The sequence below is a fragment of the Sphingomonas sp. HT-1 genome, assembly GCF_048568905.1.
Classification (GTDB): domain Bacteria; phylum Pseudomonadota; class Alphaproteobacteria; order Sphingomonadales; family Sphingomonadaceae; genus Sphingomonas.
This window is the reverse complement of the sequence record NZ_CP183770.1, coordinates 2,468,978-2,491,332: the sequence shown is the minus strand read 5'-3', so window position 1 is coordinate 2,491,332 and position 22,355 is coordinate 2,468,978. Positions and strand designations below refer to the sequence as shown.

The 22,355-nt window shown below is 65.7% G+C and carries 18 protein-coding genes and 1 riboswitch; of the genes, 11 read left to right on the top strand and 7 right to left on the bottom strand.

Features of this window, described 5'->3' with window-relative positions; genetic code table 11:
• Positions 1-41 precede the first annotated feature (41 nt).
• Positions 42-1,520 carry a phytoene desaturase gene (locus ACNFJ7_RS11490; RefSeq protein WP_019370945.1) on the bottom strand — a complete coding sequence of 493 codons (1,479 nt, stop codon included), beginning with the start codon at positions 1,518-1,520 and terminating at the stop codon, positions 42-44.
• Positions 1,520-2,677 carry a lycopene beta-cyclase CrtY gene (gene crtY / locus ACNFJ7_RS11485; protein WP_019370944.1) on the bottom strand — a complete coding sequence of 386 codons (1,158 nt, stop codon included), beginning with the start codon at positions 2,675-2,677 and terminating at the stop codon, positions 1,520-1,522. The genes ACNFJ7_RS11490 and crtY overlap by 1 nt, the downstream gene beginning before the upstream one ends.
• Positions 2,678-2,940: 263 nt before the next feature.
• Here crtY and ACNFJ7_RS11480 point away from each other — a divergent pair, with 263 nt between their 5' ends.
• Positions 2,941-3,663 carry a CatB-related O-acetyltransferase gene (locus ACNFJ7_RS11480; RefSeq protein ID WP_019370942.1) on the top strand — a complete coding sequence of 241 codons (723 nt, stop codon included), beginning with the start codon at positions 2,941-2,943 and terminating at the stop codon, positions 3,661-3,663.
• On the opposite strand, the gene ACNFJ7_RS11475 is transcribed toward ACNFJ7_RS11480, so the two are convergent.
• Complete coding sequence (locus ACNFJ7_RS11475; RefSeq protein ID WP_026009372.1) at positions 3,643-6,114, bottom strand: TonB-dependent receptor domain-containing protein; 2,472 nt, start codon at positions 6,112-6,114, stop codon at positions 3,643-3,645. The genes ACNFJ7_RS11480 and ACNFJ7_RS11475 overlap by 21 nt on opposite strands.
• Positions 6,115-6,354: 240 nt before the next feature.
• On the opposite strand from ACNFJ7_RS11475, the gene ACNFJ7_RS11470 reads away from it, so the two are divergent.
• The 6 genes from ACNFJ7_RS11470 (at position 6,355) to ACNFJ7_RS11445 (ending at position 12,350) form a co-directional block, all read left to right on the top strand.
• Complete coding sequence (locus ACNFJ7_RS11470; protein ID WP_019370940.1) at positions 6,355-7,152, top strand: sterol desaturase family protein; 798 nt, start codon at positions 6,355-6,357, stop codon at positions 7,150-7,152.
• A 61-nt stretch (positions 7,153-7,213) separates the two neighbouring features.
• Positions 7,214-7,501, top strand: coding sequence for a DUF2141 domain-containing protein (locus tag ACNFJ7_RS11465; RefSeq protein WP_236704388.1), 288 nt, complete (start codon positions 7,214-7,216; stop codon positions 7,499-7,501).
• A 66-nt stretch (positions 7,502-7,567) separates the two neighbouring features.
• Complete coding sequence (locus ACNFJ7_RS11460; RefSeq protein ID WP_019370938.1) at positions 7,568-8,422, top strand: MipA/OmpV family protein; 855 nt, start codon at positions 7,568-7,570, stop codon at positions 8,420-8,422.
• 199 nt (positions 8,423-8,621) lie between these two features.
• Positions 8,622-9,323 carry a PEPxxWA-CTERM sorting domain-containing protein gene (locus ACNFJ7_RS11455; RefSeq protein WP_019370937.1) on the top strand — a complete coding sequence of 234 codons (702 nt, stop codon included), beginning with the start codon at positions 8,622-8,624 and terminating at the stop codon, positions 9,321-9,323.
• Between the two features lie 68 nt (positions 9,324-9,391).
• Positions 9,392-9,502, top strand: a riboswitch (TPP riboswitch).
• 46 nt (positions 9,503-9,548) lie between these two features.
• Positions 9,549-11,420 (top strand): phosphomethylpyrimidine synthase ThiC, encoded by a 1,872-nt coding sequence (thiC, locus tag ACNFJ7_RS11450; protein WP_019370936.1) that lies wholly within the window; start codon positions 9,549-9,551, stop codon positions 11,418-11,420.
• 258 nt (positions 11,421-11,678) lie between these two features.
• A complete protein-coding gene (locus ACNFJ7_RS11445; protein WP_019370935.1) occupies positions 11,679-12,350 on the top strand; it encodes a PEPxxWA-CTERM sorting domain-containing protein in 672 nt (223 codons plus the stop codon).
• A 6-nt stretch (positions 12,351-12,356) separates the two neighbouring features.
• Here the strand turns inward: ACNFJ7_RS11445 and ung are convergent, their stop codons facing one another.
• Positions 12,357-13,055, bottom strand: a complete 699-nt coding sequence (gene ung / locus ACNFJ7_RS11440) for a uracil-DNA glycosylase (RefSeq protein ID WP_019370934.1) — start codon at positions 13,053-13,055, stop codon at positions 12,357-12,359.
• 105 nt (positions 13,056-13,160) lie between these two features.
• On the opposite strand from ung, the gene ACNFJ7_RS11435 reads away from it, so the two are divergent.
• On the top strand, positions 13,161-13,718 hold the full coding sequence (locus ACNFJ7_RS11435; RefSeq protein WP_019370933.1) for a hypothetical protein: 558 nt from the start codon (positions 13,161-13,163) through the stop codon (positions 13,716-13,718).
• Here ACNFJ7_RS11435 and ACNFJ7_RS11430 read toward each other — a convergent pair.
• Both ACNFJ7_RS11430 and ubiG read right to left on the bottom strand, forming a co-directional pair.
• The gene (locus ACNFJ7_RS11430; RefSeq protein WP_019370932.1) at positions 13,708-14,130 is read right to left on the bottom strand and encodes a DUF1810 domain-containing protein; all 423 of its coding nucleotides are present in this window, start codon (positions 14,128-14,130) and stop codon (positions 13,708-13,710) included. The two genes, ACNFJ7_RS11435 and ACNFJ7_RS11430, sit on opposite strands and share 11 nt — an antisense overlap.
• Before the next feature lie 13 nt (positions 14,131-14,143).
• Entirely contained in the window at positions 14,144-14,875 is a 732-nt protein-coding gene (gene ubiG, locus ACNFJ7_RS11425; protein WP_026009370.1) for a bifunctional 2-polyprenyl-6-hydroxyphenol methylase/3-demethylubiquinol 3-O-methyltransferase UbiG, read from the bottom strand.
• A gap of 58 nt (positions 14,876-14,933) precedes the next feature.
• On the opposite strand from ubiG, the gene ACNFJ7_RS11420 reads away from it, so the two are divergent.
• Positions 14,934-16,205, top strand: coding sequence for an aspartate kinase (locus ACNFJ7_RS11420; RefSeq protein WP_019370930.1), 1,272 nt, complete (start codon positions 14,934-14,936; stop codon positions 16,203-16,205).
• Positions 16,206-16,233: 28 nt separating this feature from the next.
• On the opposite strand, the gene ACNFJ7_RS11415 is transcribed toward ACNFJ7_RS11420, so the two are convergent.
• Positions 16,234-18,819, bottom strand: a complete 2,586-nt coding sequence (locus ACNFJ7_RS11415; protein ID WP_019370929.1) for a glycosyl hydrolase 115 family protein — start codon at positions 18,817-18,819, stop codon at positions 16,234-16,236.
• Between the two features lie 135 nt (positions 18,820-18,954).
• Between ACNFJ7_RS11415 and ACNFJ7_RS11410 the strand changes: the two genes are divergently transcribed.
• The gene (locus ACNFJ7_RS11410; RefSeq protein WP_019370928.1) at positions 18,955-19,986 is read left to right on the top strand and encodes an NAD(P)H-dependent flavin oxidoreductase; all 1,032 of its coding nucleotides are present in this window, start codon (positions 18,955-18,957) and stop codon (positions 19,984-19,986) included.
• Between the two features lie 78 nt (positions 19,987-20,064).
• On the top strand, positions 20,065-22,341 hold the full coding sequence (gene ptsP / locus ACNFJ7_RS11405) for a phosphoenolpyruvate--protein phosphotransferase (protein ID WP_019370927.1): 2,277 nt from the start codon (positions 20,065-20,067) through the stop codon (positions 22,339-22,341).
• Positions 22,342-22,355 lie beyond the last annotated feature (14 nt).

Below are 22,355 nucleotides of genomic sequence, written 5' to 3'. Positions count from 1 at the left end.
CACCCCAACCCCTCCTCCAAGGAGGAGGGGCTTGAGATGCTTCAGACCATTTCGCCCAGCATCAGCTCGGCAGTTGCCTTGGCGCTCCCCACCACGCCCGGAATACCCGCGCCCGGATGCGTTCCCGCGCCGACGAAATACAGGTTCGAAATCGCGTCATCGCGATTGTGCACGCGGAACCACGCGCTCTGCGTCAGGATCGGCTCCAGGCTGAATCCCGATCCGTGATGCGCGGCAAGATCGTCGCGGAAGTCGGTGGGCGCATAGTGGAACTTGGTGACGATTCGATCCGCCAGATCCGGGATCAGCCGACGCTGCACCTCGGCAAGGATGCGCTGCTCTAGAATTGGACCCACTTCGCTCCAGTCTGCCGGGAATTTGCCGAGATGCGGCACCGGCGCGAGCACGTAAAAGGTCGAATGTCCCTCCGGCGCCATGCTGGCGTCCGAAGCCGACGGATGGTGGAGATACAGCGAGAAGTCCTCGCTGATCACGCCATGCGTGTAGATGTCGTCGAGCAGACCCTTATAGCGCGGGCCGAACAGGATCATATGGTGCGGAATGTCGGGGAAGGTGCCGCGCAGTCCGAAATGCACCACGAACAGCGACGGCGAAAAGCGCTTGTTGACGAGCCGCCCTGCCGTTCGCCGCGCGCTCCGCGAATTGCGCAGCAGGTCGCGATAGCTGTGGACGATGTCCGCATTGCTCGCCACCGCATCGACTTCCAGTTCGAAGCCGCTCTTGGTGCGCAAGCCGGTCACCCGATCGCCCAGCGTCAGGATCTCGTCGACCGGGTCGCCGATCCGCACCGCGCCGCCCAGCCGCTCGAAATGGCGGATCATGCCGGCGACCAGCCGGTTGGTGCCGCCTTCGGCCCACCACACGCCGCCGTCGCGCTCCAGCTTGTGGATCAGTGCATAGATGCTGCTGGTCGCCATCGGATTGCCGCCGACGAGCAGGGTGTGGAACGACAGCGCCTCGCGCAGTTTCTCGTTCTTCACGAAACTGGAGACGATCGAATAGACCGAGCGCCAGGCCTGGTTCTGCATCAACGCGGGTGCGGCCTTCAGCATCGACTTGAAGTCCAGGAACGCCTTCGCGCCCAGCTTCACATAGCCTTCCTGATAGACCCGTTCGGAATATTCCAGGAACTTGCGATAGCCGGCGATGTCGCTGGCATCGAGCTTCGCGATCTCGCCCGCGAGCACGGCGTCGTCGTTGGTGTAGTCGAAGGTCGTGCCGTCCGGCCAGGACAGGCGATAGAAGGGCGTGACCGGCTTCAGCGTAACGTCTTCCGAGATATCGTGGCCCGAAAGGCGCCACAGCTCCTTCAGCGCGTCCGGATCGGTGATCACCGTCGGGCCGCCGTCGAAGATGAAGCCGTCGCGGTCCCAATAATAGGCGCGGCCGCCGGGCTTGTCGCGCGCCTCGATCAGCGTGGTGTCCACGCCGGCGGACTGCAGTCGGATGGCAAGGGCGAGGCCGCCGAATCCGGCGCCGATCACGGCTGCGCGGCGCATCAGCGGTTCCAGATCGCAGAAAGGGCGCGGCCGATCGGCACCGGCGGCTTGCCCGAAAGCACGCGCACGCGATCACCCCAGGTCGACTGCCCGGCATAGAAGCGCTGGATCAGACCTGCATCCAGACGGTAAAAACGTTCCAGCACGCGATAGCGCTCCTCGGGTTCGGCCGCCTTGAACAGCATCGCGGCGAGCATGCGATAGAAGCCGCGCTTGCGCCATAGCCCGCGCGAATAGCCATACAGCATTTGGTGCAGCGCCTCGCCGGAATAATCCTTTTCCTCGGCGATCAGCGCGGCGGTCCGCACTGCGTCGGGGAAGGAATAGCCGGTCATCGGGTGGAACAGCCCGGCTTTCATGCCCGCCTTGGCGATGCCGCGACCGCCGGCGGCCCAATAGGCGGCATGGTCGCCGCCCATCGCCACCGGAAGGCTGCCCACTTCTTCGCGCAGCACGCGCTCCACCTGCCAGCCTGCCGCATCGGCATAGGCTTCGATCCGCGCGCCGGTGGCAAGCAGGTCGATCGATGGCGTGTCGCTGTAATAGGTATCTTCGACGAACATCCGCGTCGGGCTGAACGGCAGGCAGTAGACGAAGCGATAACCGTCGATCTGCGGCACCGTTGCGTCCATGATCAGCGGCCGTTGCACCGTGTTGAGCGCGGCGAGCGCGAGCTCGGCTCCGTGGAATTTTTGCCAGCCGAGCTGCAGCGCGCTGGTGTCGCCCACGCCGCGACAATCGATCACGCCATCCGCTTCGACCAGATCGCCATCGGCAAGCGCGACGGCGTTGGGCGTGATGTCCGCCGCCTCGCGGCCGAGCAGCAGGCCCTTGGGCCCCAGCGCCTCGCGCACGACGCGATCGAAATGCTCCGATTCCACCGAATAGTAGCGCGCCGGCAGCGTCCGGCTGTGACCGGGGAATGCGACATCATAGTTCGACCAGCCATGGCTGATCAGCGGCGCAGCGAGCCAGCGATGCTCGGGCGCCACGTCGTCCGCGAAGAACGACCAGAGATGATTGCCGCCGATCCGCGCCGAGCCTTCGATGAGCCGGACGGAGCAATGTGGTTTCTTCTTCCGGATTGCGAGCGCGATAAGCCCGCCCGCAAGGCCGCCGCCGACAATGGCGACGTCGCAACTGATGGTTGAAGGCATGTCCGTCGCCTAGCTCAACCCCGGGGGTGTGGGAACCCCGCGCGTAGGACCCGCGCGCCGAAGCGGGGCGCGTACATGCCGACTGCCGCACCTGATCTCTTGCTATAAGGAAGGCAGGAGGTTTCATGTCGCCGAAGAACGAGAACCAGCTTGCTGAAGAGGCACGGCAAATCTGCCGGAAGATCGGCGGCGGCATCGCTCAGGACGTTTGCTTCGGCTGAGCTGGGGCGAAAGGCGAAACGCTGATCGAGGGGCCCGCCAACTTGCAGTCAGGCAGGTACCTCGCCGATTTCATCGGCGGCTTCACCTATCTTGGCGGCGGCGCATCCATCTTCCGGCATGTCGCGAGCATCGGCCGCTTCTGTTCGATCGCCAACAACGTCGTCATGGGGCAGGTTGAGCACCCGACCGATTATCTTTCGGCCCATCCGCTGTTCGAAGGTGAGTTCGATTGGCCACAGCTAAGCGAATTCCGCGCGCGAAACGCGCCGGCGATCGCAAAGGCCGCGGCACTTGCGGGCACGCGGGTGCAGGGCCGGGCTGACAAGATCGTCGTCGGCAACGATGTCTGGATCGGCGAGGGCGCCTTCATTCGGCGCGGCGTGACGATCGGCGATGGCGCGGTGATCGCGTCTCGCGCGGTGGTGGTGAAGGATGTGCGGCCCTATACGATCGTCGGCGGCATACCCGCCAAGCCCATCAAAACGCGTTTCCCACCCGACATCATTGCCGAGCTGATGCGACTGCAATGGTGGAACTACGGCCTGAGTGCCCTCGACGATGCGGACTTCACCGATATCGAACAGGCGGTCCGGACGATCGATCGCAACATCGCCTCCGGTCGTGCCGAACCCTATTCCGGCCGGCTGGTCCATATCGATGCGGAGGAAGCCGTGACCTTGTGCCGCTTCGATCGGCTGAGTGGCTGGCTGGCTCCGATCGCACCGGAGCCTGCCTTTACCGATTCAGAAGCTGTACTTTGCTGAGACCGAGATCGTCCGGCCGTTGATCGACCGGGCCCAGCCGATGCCGTTCGCCGGCACGGTGCTCTGATTGATCTCGAAGAAGCCGCGCTGGTCGAGCAGGTTAGTCGCATTGAGCATCAGCTCGACCTTCGGCACCGGCCGCACCACCGCGAAGGCGTTGACGACGGTGAAGCCGGGCATCCGCAGCAAATTGCTGTCCTGCGCATAGCTGCTGGTGATCGTCACTACATTGGCACCTAGCGTAGCATAGCGCAGCTCGATCTGCGGCGTCGCCTCCAGCGTCCAGGTCGGCTGGTGGCGCGGCTCCTTGCCGGTGAGCGTGGCGTCGAGCTTGTCTTCAGTGATCTTCGCTTTGGTGTAGGTCGCCCCGGCGGTAATGCTGAAAATGCCGTAGCGGTAGCTGCCTTCCATCTCGACGCCGGTCGCACGATAGGTGCGGAACGTGCGCGTGGCGGCGCCGTTGAGGACGTTGTGGTCGTCCGCCGTCGCGCGGAAGGCGGTGACGTTCAGCGTCGCGTTGGACTTGCGGAACTTGAAGCCGCCCTCCAGCTGGCGGACCTCGTCATATTTGTCGCTGGGATCGGCCACGCCGCCTGTGGTCGCGCTCACCGCTGGCGTGAACAGGATCTTGTCGGCATTGGCGCGCGCGCCCCGGCTATAGCGGGCGAAGAGCGAGAAGGGCTCGGCGACGCGGTAGTTGATGCCGCTCGAATAGCTCCAATAGCCGTAATTGTAGTTCACCGGCGCCGGTGCATCGAGCGGCAGGGTCGCGACGCGTGTTTCGGCCGGCGAGATCATGCCGTCGCCATTGACGTCGAATCGGGTTACGCCCACCCGGCCCCCGCCCAGGTCCGCTCCGAACAGCTGGCCGCGCACCCGCCCGCGATCATAGCGGACGCTGCCGCCGATCGAGATCTTGCCGATATGGTAGTTGGCCGAACCATAGGGGGCCAGAATGTCGTAGGATACGTCGAAGATGCGGCGGAAATTGCTGCCGTTTCGGCTGAACGCATAATAGCCGCCCTGCGTCTGGGCCACGCCCTGCGCGTTGAAGATGTCCACCATTGCGGTCTGGCCGTTGCCGACGACATCGGTGTTGATCGCGGTGTGCAGCCACTGGGTGTTGAGCTGCTGGTTCGCCTTATAGAGCCCGCCGGTCACCGTCAGATCGCCGCGGCCCATCTTCCAGACGCGGGTAGCGCGGAAATCATTGGTGAAATTGTCAAGCGAACGGGCGCGGGTCTGCGAGATGTAGGAAAACATCAAGAGGCCGTTGCCGTTGACCGGCGTCGTCGTGGAGATCAACTGGCCGGCATTGGGGCCGGTGGCATAGCGCGCCGTGGCGCCGGCGCCTCCCTGAGACGCCGCAAGCGCGGCCACGGTGGTAATGCTCGACGGGAAGGCGCGATTGTAGTCGCCGCCATTCTTCGAATAGCGCATGCGGTTCGAAATGGTGAAACCGGCGACGTCGAACTGCGCTTCCAGGCCGATCGACTTGGAGGTGGGATGCATCCCGTTGGCGACCGGGAATCGCTGCAGCTTGTTCTCGCCGTCGAGCGTGATCACCGGCCCGATATAGGGAGACAGTGTCGAGTCGCGGCGGATGTCGAAGCCCGGCACATCGCTGATCACCGGATTGTCGTTCGTCCCCGTGATGCGGACGGCATAAGGCGCGAAAGTGGGCGAACGATCGTCCAGCCATTTGCCGTGCACGCGAACATAGCCGTTGGCGAACTGCTTGGTCACGTTGACGCGGATCTGGCCGCCCTTGAAGCCGGTGAAGCCGATGTCGCGCGGCCCTTCGCCCGAGCGATAATAGCCGCCGATGTGGAAGCGCCAGCCGCCGCCGAGCGGGCTACCATAGTCGAAGTCGACGCGCTTCTCGCCATAATCCACGCCGGTCGACAGCCGAATCGCACCGCCGGCGACTTCGCCCGTCTTCGAAATCAGGTTGATCACGCCGCCGGGGGCGTTGGACGAGAAGGTCGAGCCGGAACCACCACGGATGGATTCGATCGCGGCGACATTGAAGTCCGCCCGCATGTACACGTCTGCGGCGATGTTGAAGAAGTCGCCGAACTCGAGGACGGGCAGCCCGTCTTCCTGGAACTGCATGTATTTGGAGCCGCCGGCCGCCAGTGGCAGGCCGCGTACCGTATAGTTGGCGTTGCCTTCACCGATATTGTTGGCGACGCGTAATCCCGGCATGGTGCGCAACAAATCGGCAAGCGGGCGCGGCCCCAGCTTTTCGAACTCGGCGGCGCGGAACGCGCTGGTCGACGTTGCGCTGTCCAGGCGGTCGCGTCCCTTGGCGACGCCGGTTGAAAAAACTTCCTTCTCGGGGACTTGCGCGGTCTCCGAAGGCTTCTCGCTGTCGCCGGCGGATTGCGCCAGCGCAGGGGCGACTATGGCGTTCGAGCAGAACGCGAGCAAAAGATACCGCAATTTCACGACGACCACTCCCGACCCGTACTTGCTGTTGTTTAAGGGGTGGGAGGGTGCACCTGATCAGGTTTACAATCTTGTTGTGCGCTTCTGCGTAAAACTACGACTGTTGCTTCATCACAACGGTTTACCGGTGTCATCTGCCGCGCACTGGGCGCAACCGACGGTGTTTCGCGTCGCTAAGTGGCGCTGGATCGGCGTCAATCGCATTGCCGCCCGCGCCGCGAAGGCGTAGCAGGCTCTGCCATGGACATCGCCCTTGCCTTGCTGACCTCCGCGGTCGTCATGACGGTGATCGTCGGGGTGCGCTATCTCGCGGCGTCCGCTGGATTCGCGCTCGCCACGCGGCTGCGGCATCCCGGCCTCTATGCCGGGCTGGATCGGCAGATTCGCAAAGAAATCGGCTGGAGCCTCGCCTCTACCGCGATCTACGGCATCCCCGCCGGCATCGTCGCGTGGGGCTGGAAGGCGCAGGGCTGGACGCGCATCTATGACGATGTCCATGCCTGGCCGCTCTGGTATCTGCCGGTGTCGGCGTTCCTGTACCTGTTCCTGCACGACAGCTGGTTCTACTGGACGCACCGGGCGATGCACATGCCGGCGCTTTTTCGTCGCTACCATGCCGTCCACCACGCCAGCCGTCCGCCCACCGCCTGGGCGGCGATGAGTTTCCATTGGGGCGAGGCGCTGTCGGGCGCAATCGTGATACCGCTGCTGGTCTTCGTGATTCCCATTCATGTCGCCGCGCTCGGCTTGGTGCTGACGATCATGACGGTTATGGGGGTGACTAATCATATGGGTTGGGAGATCTTCCCAGCGTGGTTGTGGCGGGGGCCAGTCGGGGCGTGGGTGATCACCGCGAGCCATCATCAGCGCCACCATGAACGATATGGGTGCAACTATGGGCTTTATTTCCGGTTCTGGGACCGGCTGTGCGGGACGGACCAGGGGTTGGGGCAGTTCCAGGGCACGCCGCGCGCTCGCCGCGCTGGCTCTGTTCCCGATACTGGGCGGCGGATCGCCACTGGCGACGCTGGAGATTGATTTCGTCAAACTGCGTTCGAGTCGCGGGCTGCTGCAGGTGTGCATCGCGCCTGCGCCCTCCGTGTTTCCTGATTGCCGTGACGGCGGCGGCGCGATCAAGCGCTCGATTCCGGCGAGCGCGGGTCAGCTGCGCGTCACGGGCCTGGCGCCTGGCGACTATGCGGTCGCGGTGATCCACGACGCGAATGGCAACGGCAAGCTGGATACGATGATGGGTATCCCGCGCGAGGGCTTCGGCTTTTCGCGCAATCCGGCCATCGGGTTCGGCCCGCCCCGATTCACCGCCGCGCAGTTCCCGCTGACCGGCGGCAGCGATCGCCAGGAAGTGCGCATGCGCTATCTGCTATAACCGCGACAGGAACTGCGATCAGCGACCTGCGTTGCGCTGGTGCAACATCCGTCCCCGGAGCCTTTCATGTTTTCTGTTCGTACCGCGTACCACAGCACCTGCACGCTGCTCTGCCTGTCGATCGCGATGCCCGCCCTGGCCCAGCAATCGTCCGAACCCGCACCTGATCTGAGCGGAGATAGCGTAACGGTGGGGGCCGGCCTCGCCATCGTCCCCAGCTATGACGGTTCCGATCAGTCCGTGGTGACGGTCGCGCCAGCGGCGCGCGGCACTATTTCCGGCATCAACTTTTCGGTGCTGGGCGGTCGCGCCTGGGCCGATCTGATCGCCGACGGCGCTGGGCCAGGATGGGACTTTCAGGCGGGCCCGGTGGTCAATCTCAACCTCAACCGCACGGCGCGCATTCAGGATCGGCAGGTCCGCCAGCTCGGCAAGATCGATCCCGCGATCGAAGCGGGCGGTTTCATCGGCATTGGCAAGCAGGGCCTGATTACCAGCGACTATGACAAGCTGAGCGTCGGCGTTTCCTACACCAACGATGTCGGCACCGTGCACAAAAGCTATCTGGTCTCGCCGTCGGTTACGTATAGCACCCCGCTCAGCCGCAAGGCTTTCGTCGCACTCAACCTCTCGGCCAATTACATGGGCGACGGCTATGCGCGCACCTATTTCGGCGTCACGCCGGCGGGCAGCGCGGCAAGCGGACTGCCGGCCTTCACCGCGCGCAAGGGCTGGAAGGATTGGACGTTGGGCGCGCTGGGCAACGTATCGCTGACCGGCGATCTCCTCCACGGCCTCTCGATGGTGGGCGGCGTCGGCTATCGTCGCATGCTGGACGATGCCGCCGATTCGCCGGTGGTGCGGATCGCAGGTTCGCGCAACCAATGGTATGGTGCGCTGGGCCTCGCTTATACTTTCTGAAGGCAAGTCGGGGGCGGGAAGGACGCGCGGCGAAACGGGGCCTGCCCAAAGCGGGACGGTAATGCGGCGAACCGCTTATTTGACGTGCGCTTCCAAATTGATCCTACAACTTCCAAGCGTTACGCATCAATGCTAGGGTTCTGCTTGGTGCCATTCGACGCGATTGGGCGACGAGCAAGTGGACCGAACAGGGGGAGGCATGACATTGTATTCCGCATTCAAGGCCCTTGGTTTGGCCGCCGCGATGCTGGCGGTGCCGGCATCGGCGGCAACGATCGACACCAGCGGCGCCTATGTCGCGAAGATCGACAGCTTCGGCGCGCGTTCCACGCCGGTGTACGGGCAGACCTTTACGGTAGGCAGCGATAACGCGCTCAACAGCTTCACCTTCTTCCTGGGCGGCGGCGCGGTCAATGTGCGCGCCTATGTCTATGCCTGGAACGGCAACCGCGCGGTGGGCGGTGCCTATTACGCCAGCGATGCGCGCAGCTTTGGCGGCACGACGGGCACGGCTTTCGATGCGCTCCGCTTTGATGTCGGCGCAATCGATCTGGTGTCCGGAGGTCGCTATGTGGCGTTTCTGACCACGGCGGGGCTGACCCAGCCGTCGGGTGCAGGCGCTTGGATGCCGACCGCGGGCACGTTCGGCAGCAATCCCTATGGCGGCGGCGACTTCGTCTATGCCAATGCGGGTGACAGCGCTGCGAGCCTGCTGGCGCGGGATTGGGATGCAAGCGCCGGTGCGCTTGGCGACGTGCAGTTCCGGGCAGAATTCAGCGCCGGTGCGACGTCCGGCGTTCCCGAGCCGGCCGCCTGGGCCTTGCTGATTGGCGGCTTCGGCCTCACCGGCGGCATGCTGCGTGGCCGTCGCCGGGGAGCGCGCGTCGAAGCTCTCGTCTGATCTTGCCACTTCTGATAGATGGGCGGCGCGTCGGGATTGCTCGGCGCGCCGCTTGCGCGTAGACGGGTGCTCATTCCCCGGGGGACCGCTGGCGCAGCGGTTGAGAGGAAGGCTGCAGCCTTCGACCCGCTGAACCTGATCCGGTTGACACCGGCGTAGGGAGGGAGGGTCTTGTTCCCCGAGGTCCATCTGCTCTCCTTGCGTCCGCCCGAAGGAGAGACGAGCATGGCCGACATTCCCGCAAAGACTGAAATCGGCGTCACCACCGGCCCGATCCGCGGCAGCCGCAAGATCCATGTCGGCAAGCATCGCGTCGCGATGCGCGAGATCCACCTGGAGCCGGGCAGCGGCGAGCCGCCGGTGCGCGTGTACGATACGTCGGGCCCCTACACCGATCCCGATGCCCGTATCGACATCATGGCCGGCCTGCCGGCGCTGCGCCGCGACTGGATCCTCGGCCGCGGCGACGTCGAGGCCTATGACGCGCGCCAGGTGAAGCCCGAGGACAATGGCCTGAAGGGGCCGGACCGCTCGGCCGGCGTGCCGCAGTTCCCGAATGTCGTGAAGCGCCCGTTGCGCGCCAAGCCGGGCATGAACGTGTCCCAGATGCACTATGCCAAGCGCGGCATCATCACGCCCGAGATGGAATATGTCGCCGAGCGCGAGAATCTCGGCCGCGAGCGGCTGGCCGAATATGTCCGCGACGGGCAGGACTGGGGCGCCTCGATCCCCGATTACGTGACCCCGGAGTTCGTCCGCGACGAAGTCGCGCGCGGCCGGGCGATCATCCCGAACAACATCAACCACCCGGAAAGCGAGCCGATGGCGATCGGTCGCAACTTCCTGGTGAAGATCAACGCCAATATTGGCAACTCGGCGGTCGCCAGCGACGTGGCGAGCGAGGTCGACAAGATGGTCTGGTCGATCCGCTGGGGCGCGGACACGGTGATGGACCTCTCCACCGGCCGCAACATCCACGACACCCGCGAATGGATCCTGCGCAACTCGCCGGTGCCGATCGGCACGGTGCCGATCTACCAGGCGCTGGAAAAGGTGGGCGGCATCGCCGAGGATCTCACCTGGGAAATCTTCCGCGACACGCTGATCGAGCAGGCCGAGCAGGGCGTCGACTATTTCACCATCCATGCCGGCGTGCGGCTGCCGTACATCCCGATGACCGCCAAGCGCGTCACCGGCATCGTCAGCCGCGGCGGCTCGATCATGGCCAAGTGGTGCCTCGCGCATCACCGCGAATCGTTCCTGTACGAGCGGTTCGACGAGATCACCGAGATCATGAAGGCCTATGACATCGCCTATTCGCTGGGCGACGGCCTGCGCCCCGGCTCGATCGCCGACGCCAATGACGAGGCGCAGTTCGCCGAGCTCTACACGCTGGGCGAGCTGACCAAGCGCGCCTGGGAACAGGACGTACAGGTAATGATCGAGGGCCCCGGCCATGTGCCGATGCACAAGATCAAGCAGAACATGGAAAAGCAGCTCGAGGCGTGCGGCGAGGCGCCCTTCTACACGCTCGGGCCGCTGACCACCGACATCGCGCCGGGCTATGACCACATCACCAGCGGAATCGGCGCGGCGATGATCGGCTGGTACGGCACGGCGATGCTCTGCTACGTCACGCCCAAGGAGCATCTGGGGCTCCCAGATCGCGACGACGTGAAGGTGGGCGTGGTCACCTACAAGCTGGCGGCGCACGCGGCGGACCTCGCCAAGGGCCATCCGGCGGCGAAGGTGCGCGACGACGCGCTGAGCCGCGCGCGCTTCGAGTTCCGCTGGCGCGACCAGTTCAACCTGTCGCTCGATCCGGACACGGCGGAGCAGTATCACGACCAGACGCTGCCGGCCGAGGGCGCCAAGACCGCGCATTTCTGCTCGATGTGCGGGCCGAAATTCTGCTCGATGAAGATCACCCAGGAAGTGCGCGACTTCGCGGCGAAGCAGAACGCCTCGGCCGATACCTTCCTCGCAGCGACGCCGGCGACGGTGGATGCCGAGACGGGCATGGCCGAGATGAGCAAGGTGTTCCGCGAGACCGGCAGCGAGCTTTACATGGGCGCCGGCGGCCGCGAGCACGATTGATCCCATCGACCCCAGGGTCGGTTTCCCACAACGTTTTTCTTCCGCCGCCCTCCATCACGCCGGCCGGCGGAAGGAGGACAGTAATAGTCGTGCCTATGCACGGAACCATCCTTCGCTCCGCACGATTCTGAATCCTTACGGTTAACGACATATTTACCAAATGAGACGCAGAAACATGCGTACGACGAGGGTGGATGGTTGATACGCCTTAGTCCGCGCGCGGTGTCGCGAGGGTTGGGTGGCAAGAGGGGAAAGAAAATGCACAAGAGGATCGTCTCCTTCGCTCTGGCACTGGCGGTCGCCGCTGCGCCCGCCGCTGCGCAGACGCTGACGAACAGCAACCGGATCAACATTCCCGATACCGGCCAGGCGCTGAGCTCCATCGATGTTTCCGGTCTCCAGGGCACGATCTCCAGCCTGTCCCTTACCCTCAACGGGGTGAACCACAGCTATTCGGACGACCTGGTTTTCGGGCTCGTGGCGGAGGATCTCCAGCTCGGCTTGATCTTCTGGAGCGGTGCGGGCGGGAACAACGCCGTCAGCAACGCGACCGTCACGTTCAACGATGCCGCCGCCGGCTTCCTGCCCTATCCGCTGTTCGACATGGGCCCGGTCACGACCGGCAGCTATCTGCCGTCGAACTGGTACGCCTATGGCATCAACGGCGTTGGCGATGTCTTGTCCTTCGCCGACTTCGCCGGCTACGATCCCAATGGCCGGTGGACCCTGTTGGCGGCAGACACGGCGGCGGGGGATATCGGCTCGGTCGATCGCGGATGGAGCCTCAGTTTCACCACTACCGGCACGGGCGGCGCAGGCCCCGTGCCGGAGCCCGCGGCCTGGGCGATGCTGATCGGCGGCTTCGCGCTGGCCGGCGCGGCGTTGCGCCGCCAACGCCGCCCTTCGGTGACCGTGTCGTTCGCCGCCTGAGAGCGTTCAAGCAACCGGCGGCAGCGCCCAATCGATCGGCTTCTGGCCAATGCTTTCCAAAAAAGCATTGGCCTTGCTGAAATGCCGGCACCCGAAAAAGCCCGAATGCGCGGATAGCGGCGAAGGATGGGGTGCCTTCAACACCAGGTGCCGGCCGCCCTTGTCGATCGAATCGACGAACGCGGCCTTTTTCTGCGCATGGCTGCCCCAGAGCAGAAACACCACCGGCTCCGGCCGGGCGTTGACCAGCCGGATCACCGCGTCGGTAAAGCGCTCCCAGCCCTGGCCCTGATGCGCCGCGGCGCGGCCCATCTCCACCGTCAGCACCGCATTAAGCAGCAGCACGCCCTGGCGCGCCCAATGCTCCAGGAAACCGTGCTGCGCGCGCGGGATGCCGAGATCGGTCTCCATCTCCTTGTAGATGTTCACCAGACTCGGCGGCGTGCGCACGCCGGGGCGGACGGAGAAGCACAGACCATGGGCCTGACCTTCGCCATGATAGGGATCCTGGCCGAGAATCACGACGCGCACCGCCTCCAGCGGCGTCAGGTCAAGCGCGCGAAACCATTCGCTCCCGGCCGGGAAGATGCGCTTTCCCGCCGCCTTTTCGGCCTGCAGATAGCTGCGCAGGGCAGCCATATAGGGTTGCGCGAATTCCTGTTGGAGGGGTGCTAGCCAACTCGGATGCAGCTTGATCGTCGACATGGAAACCGTCTGTCCGGTGCCGGAGCGGGTGTGTCAATCAGCAGCTATTGACAGCGTTGACGCTCGCGATAGCCTGATCTCAACGAAAACAAGAGGAGGGGTGTCATGAAATCATGGCTGATTGCGGCAGCGTGCTGTCTGCCTTTCATCGATGCGTCACCTGCACGGGCGCAGGCACAGCAGCAAAGCGATATATCACAGCAAATCATCAATTCGCCCACGCCGGAGACGTTCACCGTCTATGGTCTCAGCGCCAAGCCGGCGGTGGTAAAGGACAAGAATGTGCAAGGCGGCCGGGCAATACGCGTGCCGATCGCCGGCGGTTCGGATCAGCCGTGGAGCGTGGGCCTGATCTCCGCCATCAACCAGCCCGTGAAGAAGGGTGACAAGCTGGTGGTCGCGGTCTGGGCGCGCGCCGAAAAGCTGCCGGAGGGTGCCACCACCGCAAAGATCGCCACGATCCAGGTAGGGCTCGCCAAGGAGCCTTATACCACCGTCTTCAAGGGGGAAGCCGAAGTCGGCACGGAATGGAAGATGGTGCACGTCGCGGGAACCGTCGACCGCGATTATGCTCCCGGCGACATTTCCGTTTCGCTGCATCTGGCGACGGCGAAGCAGGTGCTAGACATCGGACCCATTCTGTTGCTCGACCTTAACAAGTGATCCGGCGCAGCGTCTCGCGATCGCGGACGCCGTCGTAGAATGCATCGAGACAGGCGGCGAATATGCTGCCTGTCTCCGTGTCCGCGGCTTCGAACAGCGTCATCGACGAGCGGAACTTCACGGCGTCGATTCCGCCAAGCACCGCCTCTGCCGAGCGCTTGCCGGCATGGTCGAGCATCGCGGCCGACGCCTCCCGCAGCCGCGCACCAAGCAGCGGGTGCTGGAGATAGGCCTTCGCCTCCGTGAGATCGGCGATGGCGTAGCGCTGCGACATCGCGCTGGTGCCCAGCCCGGCAATCTGCGGGAACACGTACCAGATCCAGTGGCTGGTCTTGCGGCCATGCCGGAGTTCGGCCAGCGCGGCCGCATAGTCACCCGCCTGTGCGGCGACGAAGCGGTCGAGCGGGCCCATGGCGGTCTCCTCGTCAGGCGCGGATCGCGGTCACCAGATAGTTGAGCGCGTCGTTCTCGCTCACCACAAACCCGCGAGCCGGCGAAAAGCTCAGCCCCTGGCGATCGATCACGCGCATGCCGGCGTCGGCAAGCAGCGCCTCCAGCTCCTCGGGCTTGAGGAAGCGCCGCCAGTCGTGCGTGCCCTTGGGAATCGCGCCGGTGCCCTCGGCCAGAGTGATCATCGCCAGCCGCGACAGCGGCGTGCGGTTGGGCGTGGAGAGCACCATCAGCCCGTCCTCGGCCAGCGCGCCCGCCAGACCGCGGACGAAGCCGGCGGGGTCGCTGACATGTTCGATCACTTCCATCGAGGTGACGAGATCGAAGCTGCGGCCCGCCAGATCTTCGATGCCTCCATGGATATAATCGATGGGCAGTCCCGACAGCTCGGCGTGCGCGCGCGCCGCACCGATATTCTCACCCGCCGCGTCCACGCCGGTGACCTGCGCGCCCAACCGGGCCAACGGTTCGCAGAGCAACCCGGCGCCGCAACCCACATCGATCGCCGTCTTACCGCCAAGGGGCGTGAAGCCCGCCGAGTCGCCGGGCCAATGCGTGTCGATCGCGCGGCGGATATAGCCGAGCCGCGCAGGATTCAGTCTGTGCAGCATGGCGGAGGAGCCTTTTGGATTCCACCAATCGGCCGCCAGACGACCGAAATGTTCCGCTTCACGGGGGTCAATCGTAGCTATTGTTGCGTTCGGCATCGCTGGCTCCTATCAGGCACGCCCATCTCTCCCAAGGGCAGGAAACAAGCAACCAGCCATGGCGCGTATCGTAATGAAGTTCGGCGGCACATCGATGGCCGGGATCGAGCGTATCCGCAGCGTTGCCGCCCGCGTCAAACGCGAGTGGGAGGCGGGCAACCAGGTCGCCGTTGTCGTCTCGGCCATGGCAGGCGAGACCGATCGGCTGGTCGGCTTCTGCCGCGAGGCCTCGTCGCTGTACGACCCCAAGGAATATGACGTCGTCGTCTCCGCCGGCGAGCAGATCACCAGCGGCCTGCTGGCGATCGCGCTGCAGGCGATCGGCGTGCCGGCGCGTTCGTGGCTCGGCTGGCAGCTGCCGGTGCAGACCTCGGACGCCTTCGCCAAGGCGCGCATCGAGGACATCGGCACCGACGCGCTGCTCGCCAGCATGGAAGGCGGCGAAGTCGCGGTGGTGCCGGGATTCCAGGGCGTGCACGAAGGCCGCATCACCACGCTCGGCCGTGGCGGATCGGACACTTCGGCGGTGGCGGTGGCGGCGGCGGTGAAGGCGGATCGCTGCGACATCTACACCGATGTCGACGGGGTCTACACGACGGACCCGCGCATCGTGCCCCGCGCGCGCAAGCTGAAGCGCGTGACCTATGAGGAAATGCTCGAACTCGCCAGCGTCGGCGCCAAGGTGCTCCAGACCCGTTCGGTCGGCCTGGCGATGAAGGAAGGGGTTCGCGTGCAGGTGCTCTCGTCCTTCACGGGCGACGACGCGCCGATGGCAGATACATTGCCCGGGACGATGATCGTGGGCGAAGAGGAGATTCAGGACGTGGAACGCCAGCTCATCACCGGCATCGCGCACGACAAGAACGAGGCCAAGATCACGCTGACCGCCGTGCCGGACAAGCCCGGTGCGGTGGCATCGATCTTCACCCCGCTCGCCGATGCCAGCATCAACGTGGACATGATCATCCAGAACATCGCGCACCAGAGCGCCGGCAGCGCCAGCGCTACCGACGTGACGTTCACGGTGCCGGCGGCGGATCTGGCGCGCTCGATCGAGATCCTCAACCAGTCGCGCGCGACGATCGGCTTCAGCGACATCACGCATGATACCCGCGTGGCGAAGGTGTCGGTGGTAGGCGTGGGCATGCGCAGCCATGCCGGTGTCGCCGCGACGATGTTCCAGACGCTGGGCGCGCGCGGCATCAACATCCAGGCGATCACCACCTCCGAGATCAAGGTCTCGGTGCTGATCGAGGAAGACTATACCGAGTTGGCGGTGCGCGTGCTGCACACCGCCTATGGCCTCGACGCCGACGACGTCGCCGCCTGACCTTGTACCGGAGGCGTGGCCGAAGCGGCTACGCCTCCGTCGTCACGACGAGGCGCTGCAGGACGACATTGTCGTCGATGCGCCATACCTTCACGACGTGCCGGCCGGCGGCCACCGCGGGAAAGCGGGCGGTGATCGTGCGCCCATTTTCTTCCACCGCCTTGTTCCAATCACGCTGGGCCTGGGTGGTCGTCGCATTGGGGGCGGGGACGAGGCTGTCGGTGAGGATTTGCACCGGCCCGTCGTTCACCGACACGCCGATCCGCTGCTGGTTGCGGCCGGTGGTGTCGAGCGTCGGCACCAGTTCCAGCGCCACCTCCAGCGGGCCGCCCTTGGGTAGCGTTACCGCATAATCGACATGGACCCCGTCGGCAGCGGCGGTGGCAGGGCGCCCCTGCGGAAAGGTCGTCACGGCGCCCAGCGTGCGACCGAGATGCGGCACCCGGCGCCAGCTTAGCCCCTTGCCGCCGCTGGCCGCTGCGAAGTCCGGCGCCTCGATCACGATCTGATCGATGGGCAGGGCAGGCGCGACGAAGACGATCGGCGCGGCCTTGCCGTCGACCCGGCGCACCGCCGGCATCACCTGCTGCCTGGGTTCCTGCCAGCTGGTATAGCCGATATGGGTCTGGGCCATCATCCCGTCCCATTTGCCGCCGTTCAGCGCGTGATAGGCAGCGGTGATCTCCGCGTCGCGGGCGAAGGCGCGCTCGGCCTGCTCGGCAAAGCGGTTGGCGCGGGCATCGCCGGCGGCGGCGAGGCGGCGGTTCCACGCCACGGCGTAGTAGAGCCGGTAGACGTTCGCGACGGCGAGGATCGGATGCTCGACCAGCTGAAACCAGGCGTCGCGCGCGTCGGCGGCAATGCGCGGCTTCACCGCCGCCATGTCGCGCTCCAGCGCCTCCCATTCGGCGACCACGCGGCCGAAGTCGCCGCCGTCCAGCTTGCCGTCGCTGCGGACCGGCCCCAGCGCGAAGCTGTCGGCGTCGAGCAGCTCGGGCTTGCGCCGCGCGGCGAGCTGGCCATAGCGGGTGAGCAGCGCACCCACCTTCTCGGCGTGTGCCTGCCCGAACGCTGCACCGGCCCAGCGCGCCGGGTAGGCGGTCATCGCCTCGAGCGTCATCGCCTCGGGGTTCCAGGCCTGGTCGAGGAAGAAGCTCAAGGGGAATTCCATCGGCTTTAGATCGCCGACATTGACGATCCAGATGGTGCGCGCGCCGCGCTGCCAGGCGAGGTCCATCTGCTGCCAGGTCTTCTCGATCTGGTTGGTGTTCAGCCACTTGTAGTTGCGCGGCGCGCCGACATAATCGAAATGGTAATAGACCCCATACCCGCCCTTGCGGTTGAGATCGACGGTGGCGAGCCGGCGGATCTGGCCCCAGTTGTCGTCGGCGAAGAGCAGCGTCACATCGTCCGGCACGCGCATGCCGTGGTCGTAATAGTCCTGCACTTCCTTGTAGAGCGCCCACATTTGCGGCGTCGCCTCGGCCGGGCGGGCGGTTACGTCCGCCAGGATGCTGCGCTGGTCGGTGACGATCTTTTCTAGCAGTTCGGTGGCGGTGCCCTCCGCCATCGCCTCGTCGCCGTCGCCGCGCATGCCGACGGTGACCAGGCATTCATAGCCCTTGCCGTCGCCCTTCGACATCATCCGCTCGATGCCGCCGCGCCAGAAGCGGCGGAGATTCTCGGCATTGGTCGCATAATCCCATTTGCCGCCGGTGACGCCCTTGTCGGTATTGCGGTGCCATTCCTCCTGCGCGCGGGTCATCGGTTCGTGATGGGAGGTGCCCATCACCACGCCCATCGCGTCGGCCAGGACCATGTTCTGCGGATCGTCGTCGTTGAACGCCTTGCCCCACATCGGCGGCCACAGATAATTGCCCCTGAGCCGCAGCAGCAGCTCGAAGACATGAGCGTACATCGCGGCGTTGATCCCGCCGAAATGCTGCTTCGCCCAGCTGCTGAAGGCCGGATCCTCGTCGTTGATGAAGAAGCCGCGATAGCGCACGCGCGGCTGGTCGCGGCGGCTGCCGGGGGCGAGCGTCACGTCGGCGCGACGGCGCACCGGCACGTCGGCGAACCAGTGCCAGGGCGACACGCCGATCCGCTGCGACACGTCATAGGTGCCATAGACCGCGCCGCGACGATCCGCGCCGACGATCACCAGCGCCTGGGGGATGCCGGGGGCGGGGTTGTCGAGCACGATCTGGCGATAGGCTTCCCATTCACCCTGCAGGTCGCGCAGGTCGATCCTGCCTTCCCGCACAAGGGCGTCGATCATCGGGCAGCGGCCGAGCTCGCCGATCAGCACCACGGGGCCACGCGCGTCCGTAAGCCGGGCCAGGCGTTGCGGTGCGGTGCCGCCGACCCGGGCAAGATCCTGCGCAAAGGCATCGGCGACATGGGCGAGGGCGGCGTTGGCGCCGGCGTCCACCACCAGCGCGGCGGGCACGCCGCCGCGGATCAGCGGAAAGCCGCGGCCGCCGGACTGCACCTGGCCGAGCGGCTCCGGCGCTGCGCCCGCACGGGGGGCGCCGGCGATCAACGTGGCGGCGGCGGATGCCTGCAGCAGCGTACGACGATCGACATTTGCGGGGACTTTTGCGGGCCCGGACATCACAACTCCTGCGATTTCTTGTCGTTGATAGCGTTACCATGCCGATCGTAACCCGCGGGAGCAAGCGCCAAACCGGTCTGGTTGCGTGATTGCGCCCCCTTGCAGAAGGCGCCCGGACAGCGCTAGGCGCGCGCCATGACTACCACCTCCTCGATCGGCGCCGAGCGCCTGGCACGCCGCATGGCGCGCGGTTGCGACTTCCTGGGCAGCGAGGTGGCGATCCTCGCCGGCGCGATGTCATGGGTGTCGGAGCGGAGCCTGGTATCGGCGATTTCGAATGCCGGCGGCTTCGGCGTGATCGCGTGCGGCGCGATGAGCCCCGAGCTGCTCGATGCCGAAATCGCCGCGACCAAGGCGCTGACCGACAAGCCGTTCGGCGTGAACCTGATCACCATGCACCCGCAGCTGTTTGACCTGATCGCGGTGTGCGCCAAGCACGGTGTCGGCCATGTCGTGCTCGCGGGCGGATTGCCGCCGGCCGGCTCGCTGGACGCGATCAAGGGCAACGGCGCCAAGCTGATCTGCTTCGCTCCGGCGCTCAGCCTGGCGAAGAAGCTGATCCGATCGGGCGTCGATGCGCTGGTGGTGGAAGGCATGGAGGCGGGCGGCCATATCGGACCGGTCTCCACCAGCGTGCTGGCGCAGGAAATCCTGCCCGAAGTGGCGGAGCAGGTGCCCGTGTTCGTCGCCGGCGGCATCGGGCGCGGCGAGGCCATCGCCGGCTATCTCGACATGGGGGCAGCGGGCGTGCAGCTCGGCACGCGCTTCGCGGCTTCCAGCGAAAGCATCGCCCACGCCAATTTCAAGAAGGCGTTCATCCGCGCCTCCGCCCGCGACGCGATCGCCAGCGTTCAGATCGATCCGCGCCTACCGGTCATCCCCGTGCGTGCCCTGAAGAATGCCGGCAGCGATGCCTTCACCGCCAAGCAGCGCGAAGTGGCGCAGGCGCTGGACGAAGGCGTGATCGCAATGGCCGAGGCGCAGCTGCAGATCGAGCATTACTGGGCGGGCGCGCTGCGCCGCGCGGTGATCGATGGTGATGTCGAGCATGGCAGCCTGATGGCGGGCCAGTCGGTCGGCATGGTCACCAAGGAAGAGCCGGTGGCCGACATCATCGCCACGCTGATGGCTGAAGCCGCCCATGCGCTGGAGAAGCGCACGACCTGAGTGCGTCAAAGCAATGCTGCGTGCCTTTTGCTGCACACCCGGTTGGCGCAGCGTTGCACAATCTGATAGCGCTGCACCATGGCCTTGACCGCAGCCGCCTCCGCCCGGGAAATCCTGACCCGCCTTCACGATCTGATGGCGAAGCGGCTGCCGGCGCAATCCAAGCTCAACGCCGTGGTCAACATCATCGGCGAGGCGCTGCACAGCGAGGTCTGCTCGATCTACCTGCTGCGCGAAGGCGTGCTGGAACTGTTCGCCACGCGCGGGCTGAAGCAGGAGGCCGTGCACGTCACCAAGCTGGGCCTGGGCGAGGGCCTGGTCGGCACCATCGCGGCCAATGTCGAGACGCTGAACCTCGACGAGGCGACCAGCCACCCCAATTTCGTGCACAATCCCGAGACGGGCGAAGAGCGGTTCCACAGCTTTGCCGGCGTGCCGATCATCCGGCGCGAACGCGCGGTGGGCGTGCTCGCCGTGCAGCATGTCGATCCGCGCCGCTATGCCGATATCGAGATCGAAGCGCTGCAGACGGTGGCGATGGTGCTTTCCGAGCTGATCGCCAACGCCGAGCTGATCGACTTGGCCGGCGGCACGTCCACGCGGCTGCAGCCGACCAGTGCCAGCAGCGTCCGCGGCTTTGCGCTGGTGGACGGCATGGCCCGCGGCGTCGCGGTGTTCCACCAGCCGCGCATCGTGATCGAGCACACCGTAGCCGACGATATCGAGGCCGAACGCCATCGCGTCTATGCGGCGTTCGACAAGATGCGCGATCAGATCGAACGCATGACCAGCCAGGCCGAATTCGGCAGCGGCGGGGAGCATGAGGAGATCCTCGCCACCTACAAGATGTTCGCCTATGACGAAGGCTGGAGCCGCCGGATCAACGAGGCGATCGATTCCGGCCTTACGGCAGAGGCGGCGATCGAGCGGGTGCAGCAGCGCACCCGGATGCGCATGCGCGAGATCGACGATCCGCTGCTCAGCGATCGGATGCACGATCTGGAGGATCTTTCCAATCGGTTGCTGCGCATCGTCTCCGGCCAGCTCGGGACGGCGGCGCAGCTGGGCCTGCGGCAGGATTCGATCCTGATCGCGCGCAATCTGGGGCCGGCCGAACTGCTGGAATATGATCGCCGCCGCCTGAAGGGCGTGGTGCTGGAAGAAGGCTCGCTGACCGCGCACGTCACCATCGTCGCGCGGGCGATGGGCGTGCCGGTGCTGGGCCGCGTGCGCGACGTGCGGCGCGAAGTGGCCGAGGGCGATCTTCTGCTGCTCGACGTGGGCGAGCAGAGCCTGTTCGTGCGACCGACGCTGGCGATCGAGGAGGCATTCGAGGCCAAGCTCGCGCTCAGCCAGAAGCGTCGCGCCGTTTTCGCCAAGCTGCGGAACGAGGCACCGGTGACCCGTGACGGCCACCGCGTGACGGTGATGGTCAATGCCGGCCTGCGCGACGATGTGGCGGCGCTCGATCTCGCCGGGGCCGACGGCATCGGCCTGTTCCGTACCGAATTCCAGTTCCTGGTTTCCGCCACCCTGCCGCAGCGCGAGGAACAGCGTCGGCTGTATCGCGACGTGCTCGATATCGCCGGCGATCGGCCCGTCATTTTCCGGACGGTGGATATCGGCGGGGACAAGGCACTGCCCTATCTGAACCATGACGAGGATGGGGAGGAGGAGAACCCGGCGATGGGGTGGCGGGCGTTGCGCCTCGCGCTCGACCGCGACGGGCTGATGAAGGCGCAGGCGCGGGCGCTGATCGAAGCGGCGGCGGGGCGCACGCTGAACGTGATGTTCCCCATGGTTTCCGAGCCCTGGGAGTTCGACGAGGCGCGCGCGCTGTTCGAGGCGCAGCGGACCTGGCTGGCGGCGCGCGGGCGCAAGCTGCCCAACGCGATCCGCTATGGTGCGATGCTGGAAGTGCCGGCGCTGGCCGAAGTGCTCGACCTGCTGCTGCCCAGGCTGGATTTCCTGTCGATCGGCACCAACGATCTGACGCAGTTCCTGTTCGCGGCCGACAGGGCCCATCCCAAGCTGGCGCTGCGCTATGACTGGCTCAGCCCGGCCATCCTGCGCTTTCTCCGCCGCGTGATCGATCAGGCACGGGCTGCGAATGTGCCGGTGGCGGTGTGCGGTGAAATGGGCGGGCGACCGCTGGAGGCGCTGGCGCTGATCGGGCTCGGCATCGATCGACTGTCGATCACGCCTGCCGCGGTCGGGCCGATCAAGGCGATGGTGCGATCGCTCGATCGCGAAGCGGCGCTTGCGGCGGTGCAGGCGATGCTCGATCAGCCCGAACGCTCCGTGCGGACCATGCTGGGGGCCTGGGCCGATGCGAACGGCGTTGAATTGGCTTAAGGGATCGGCGGATT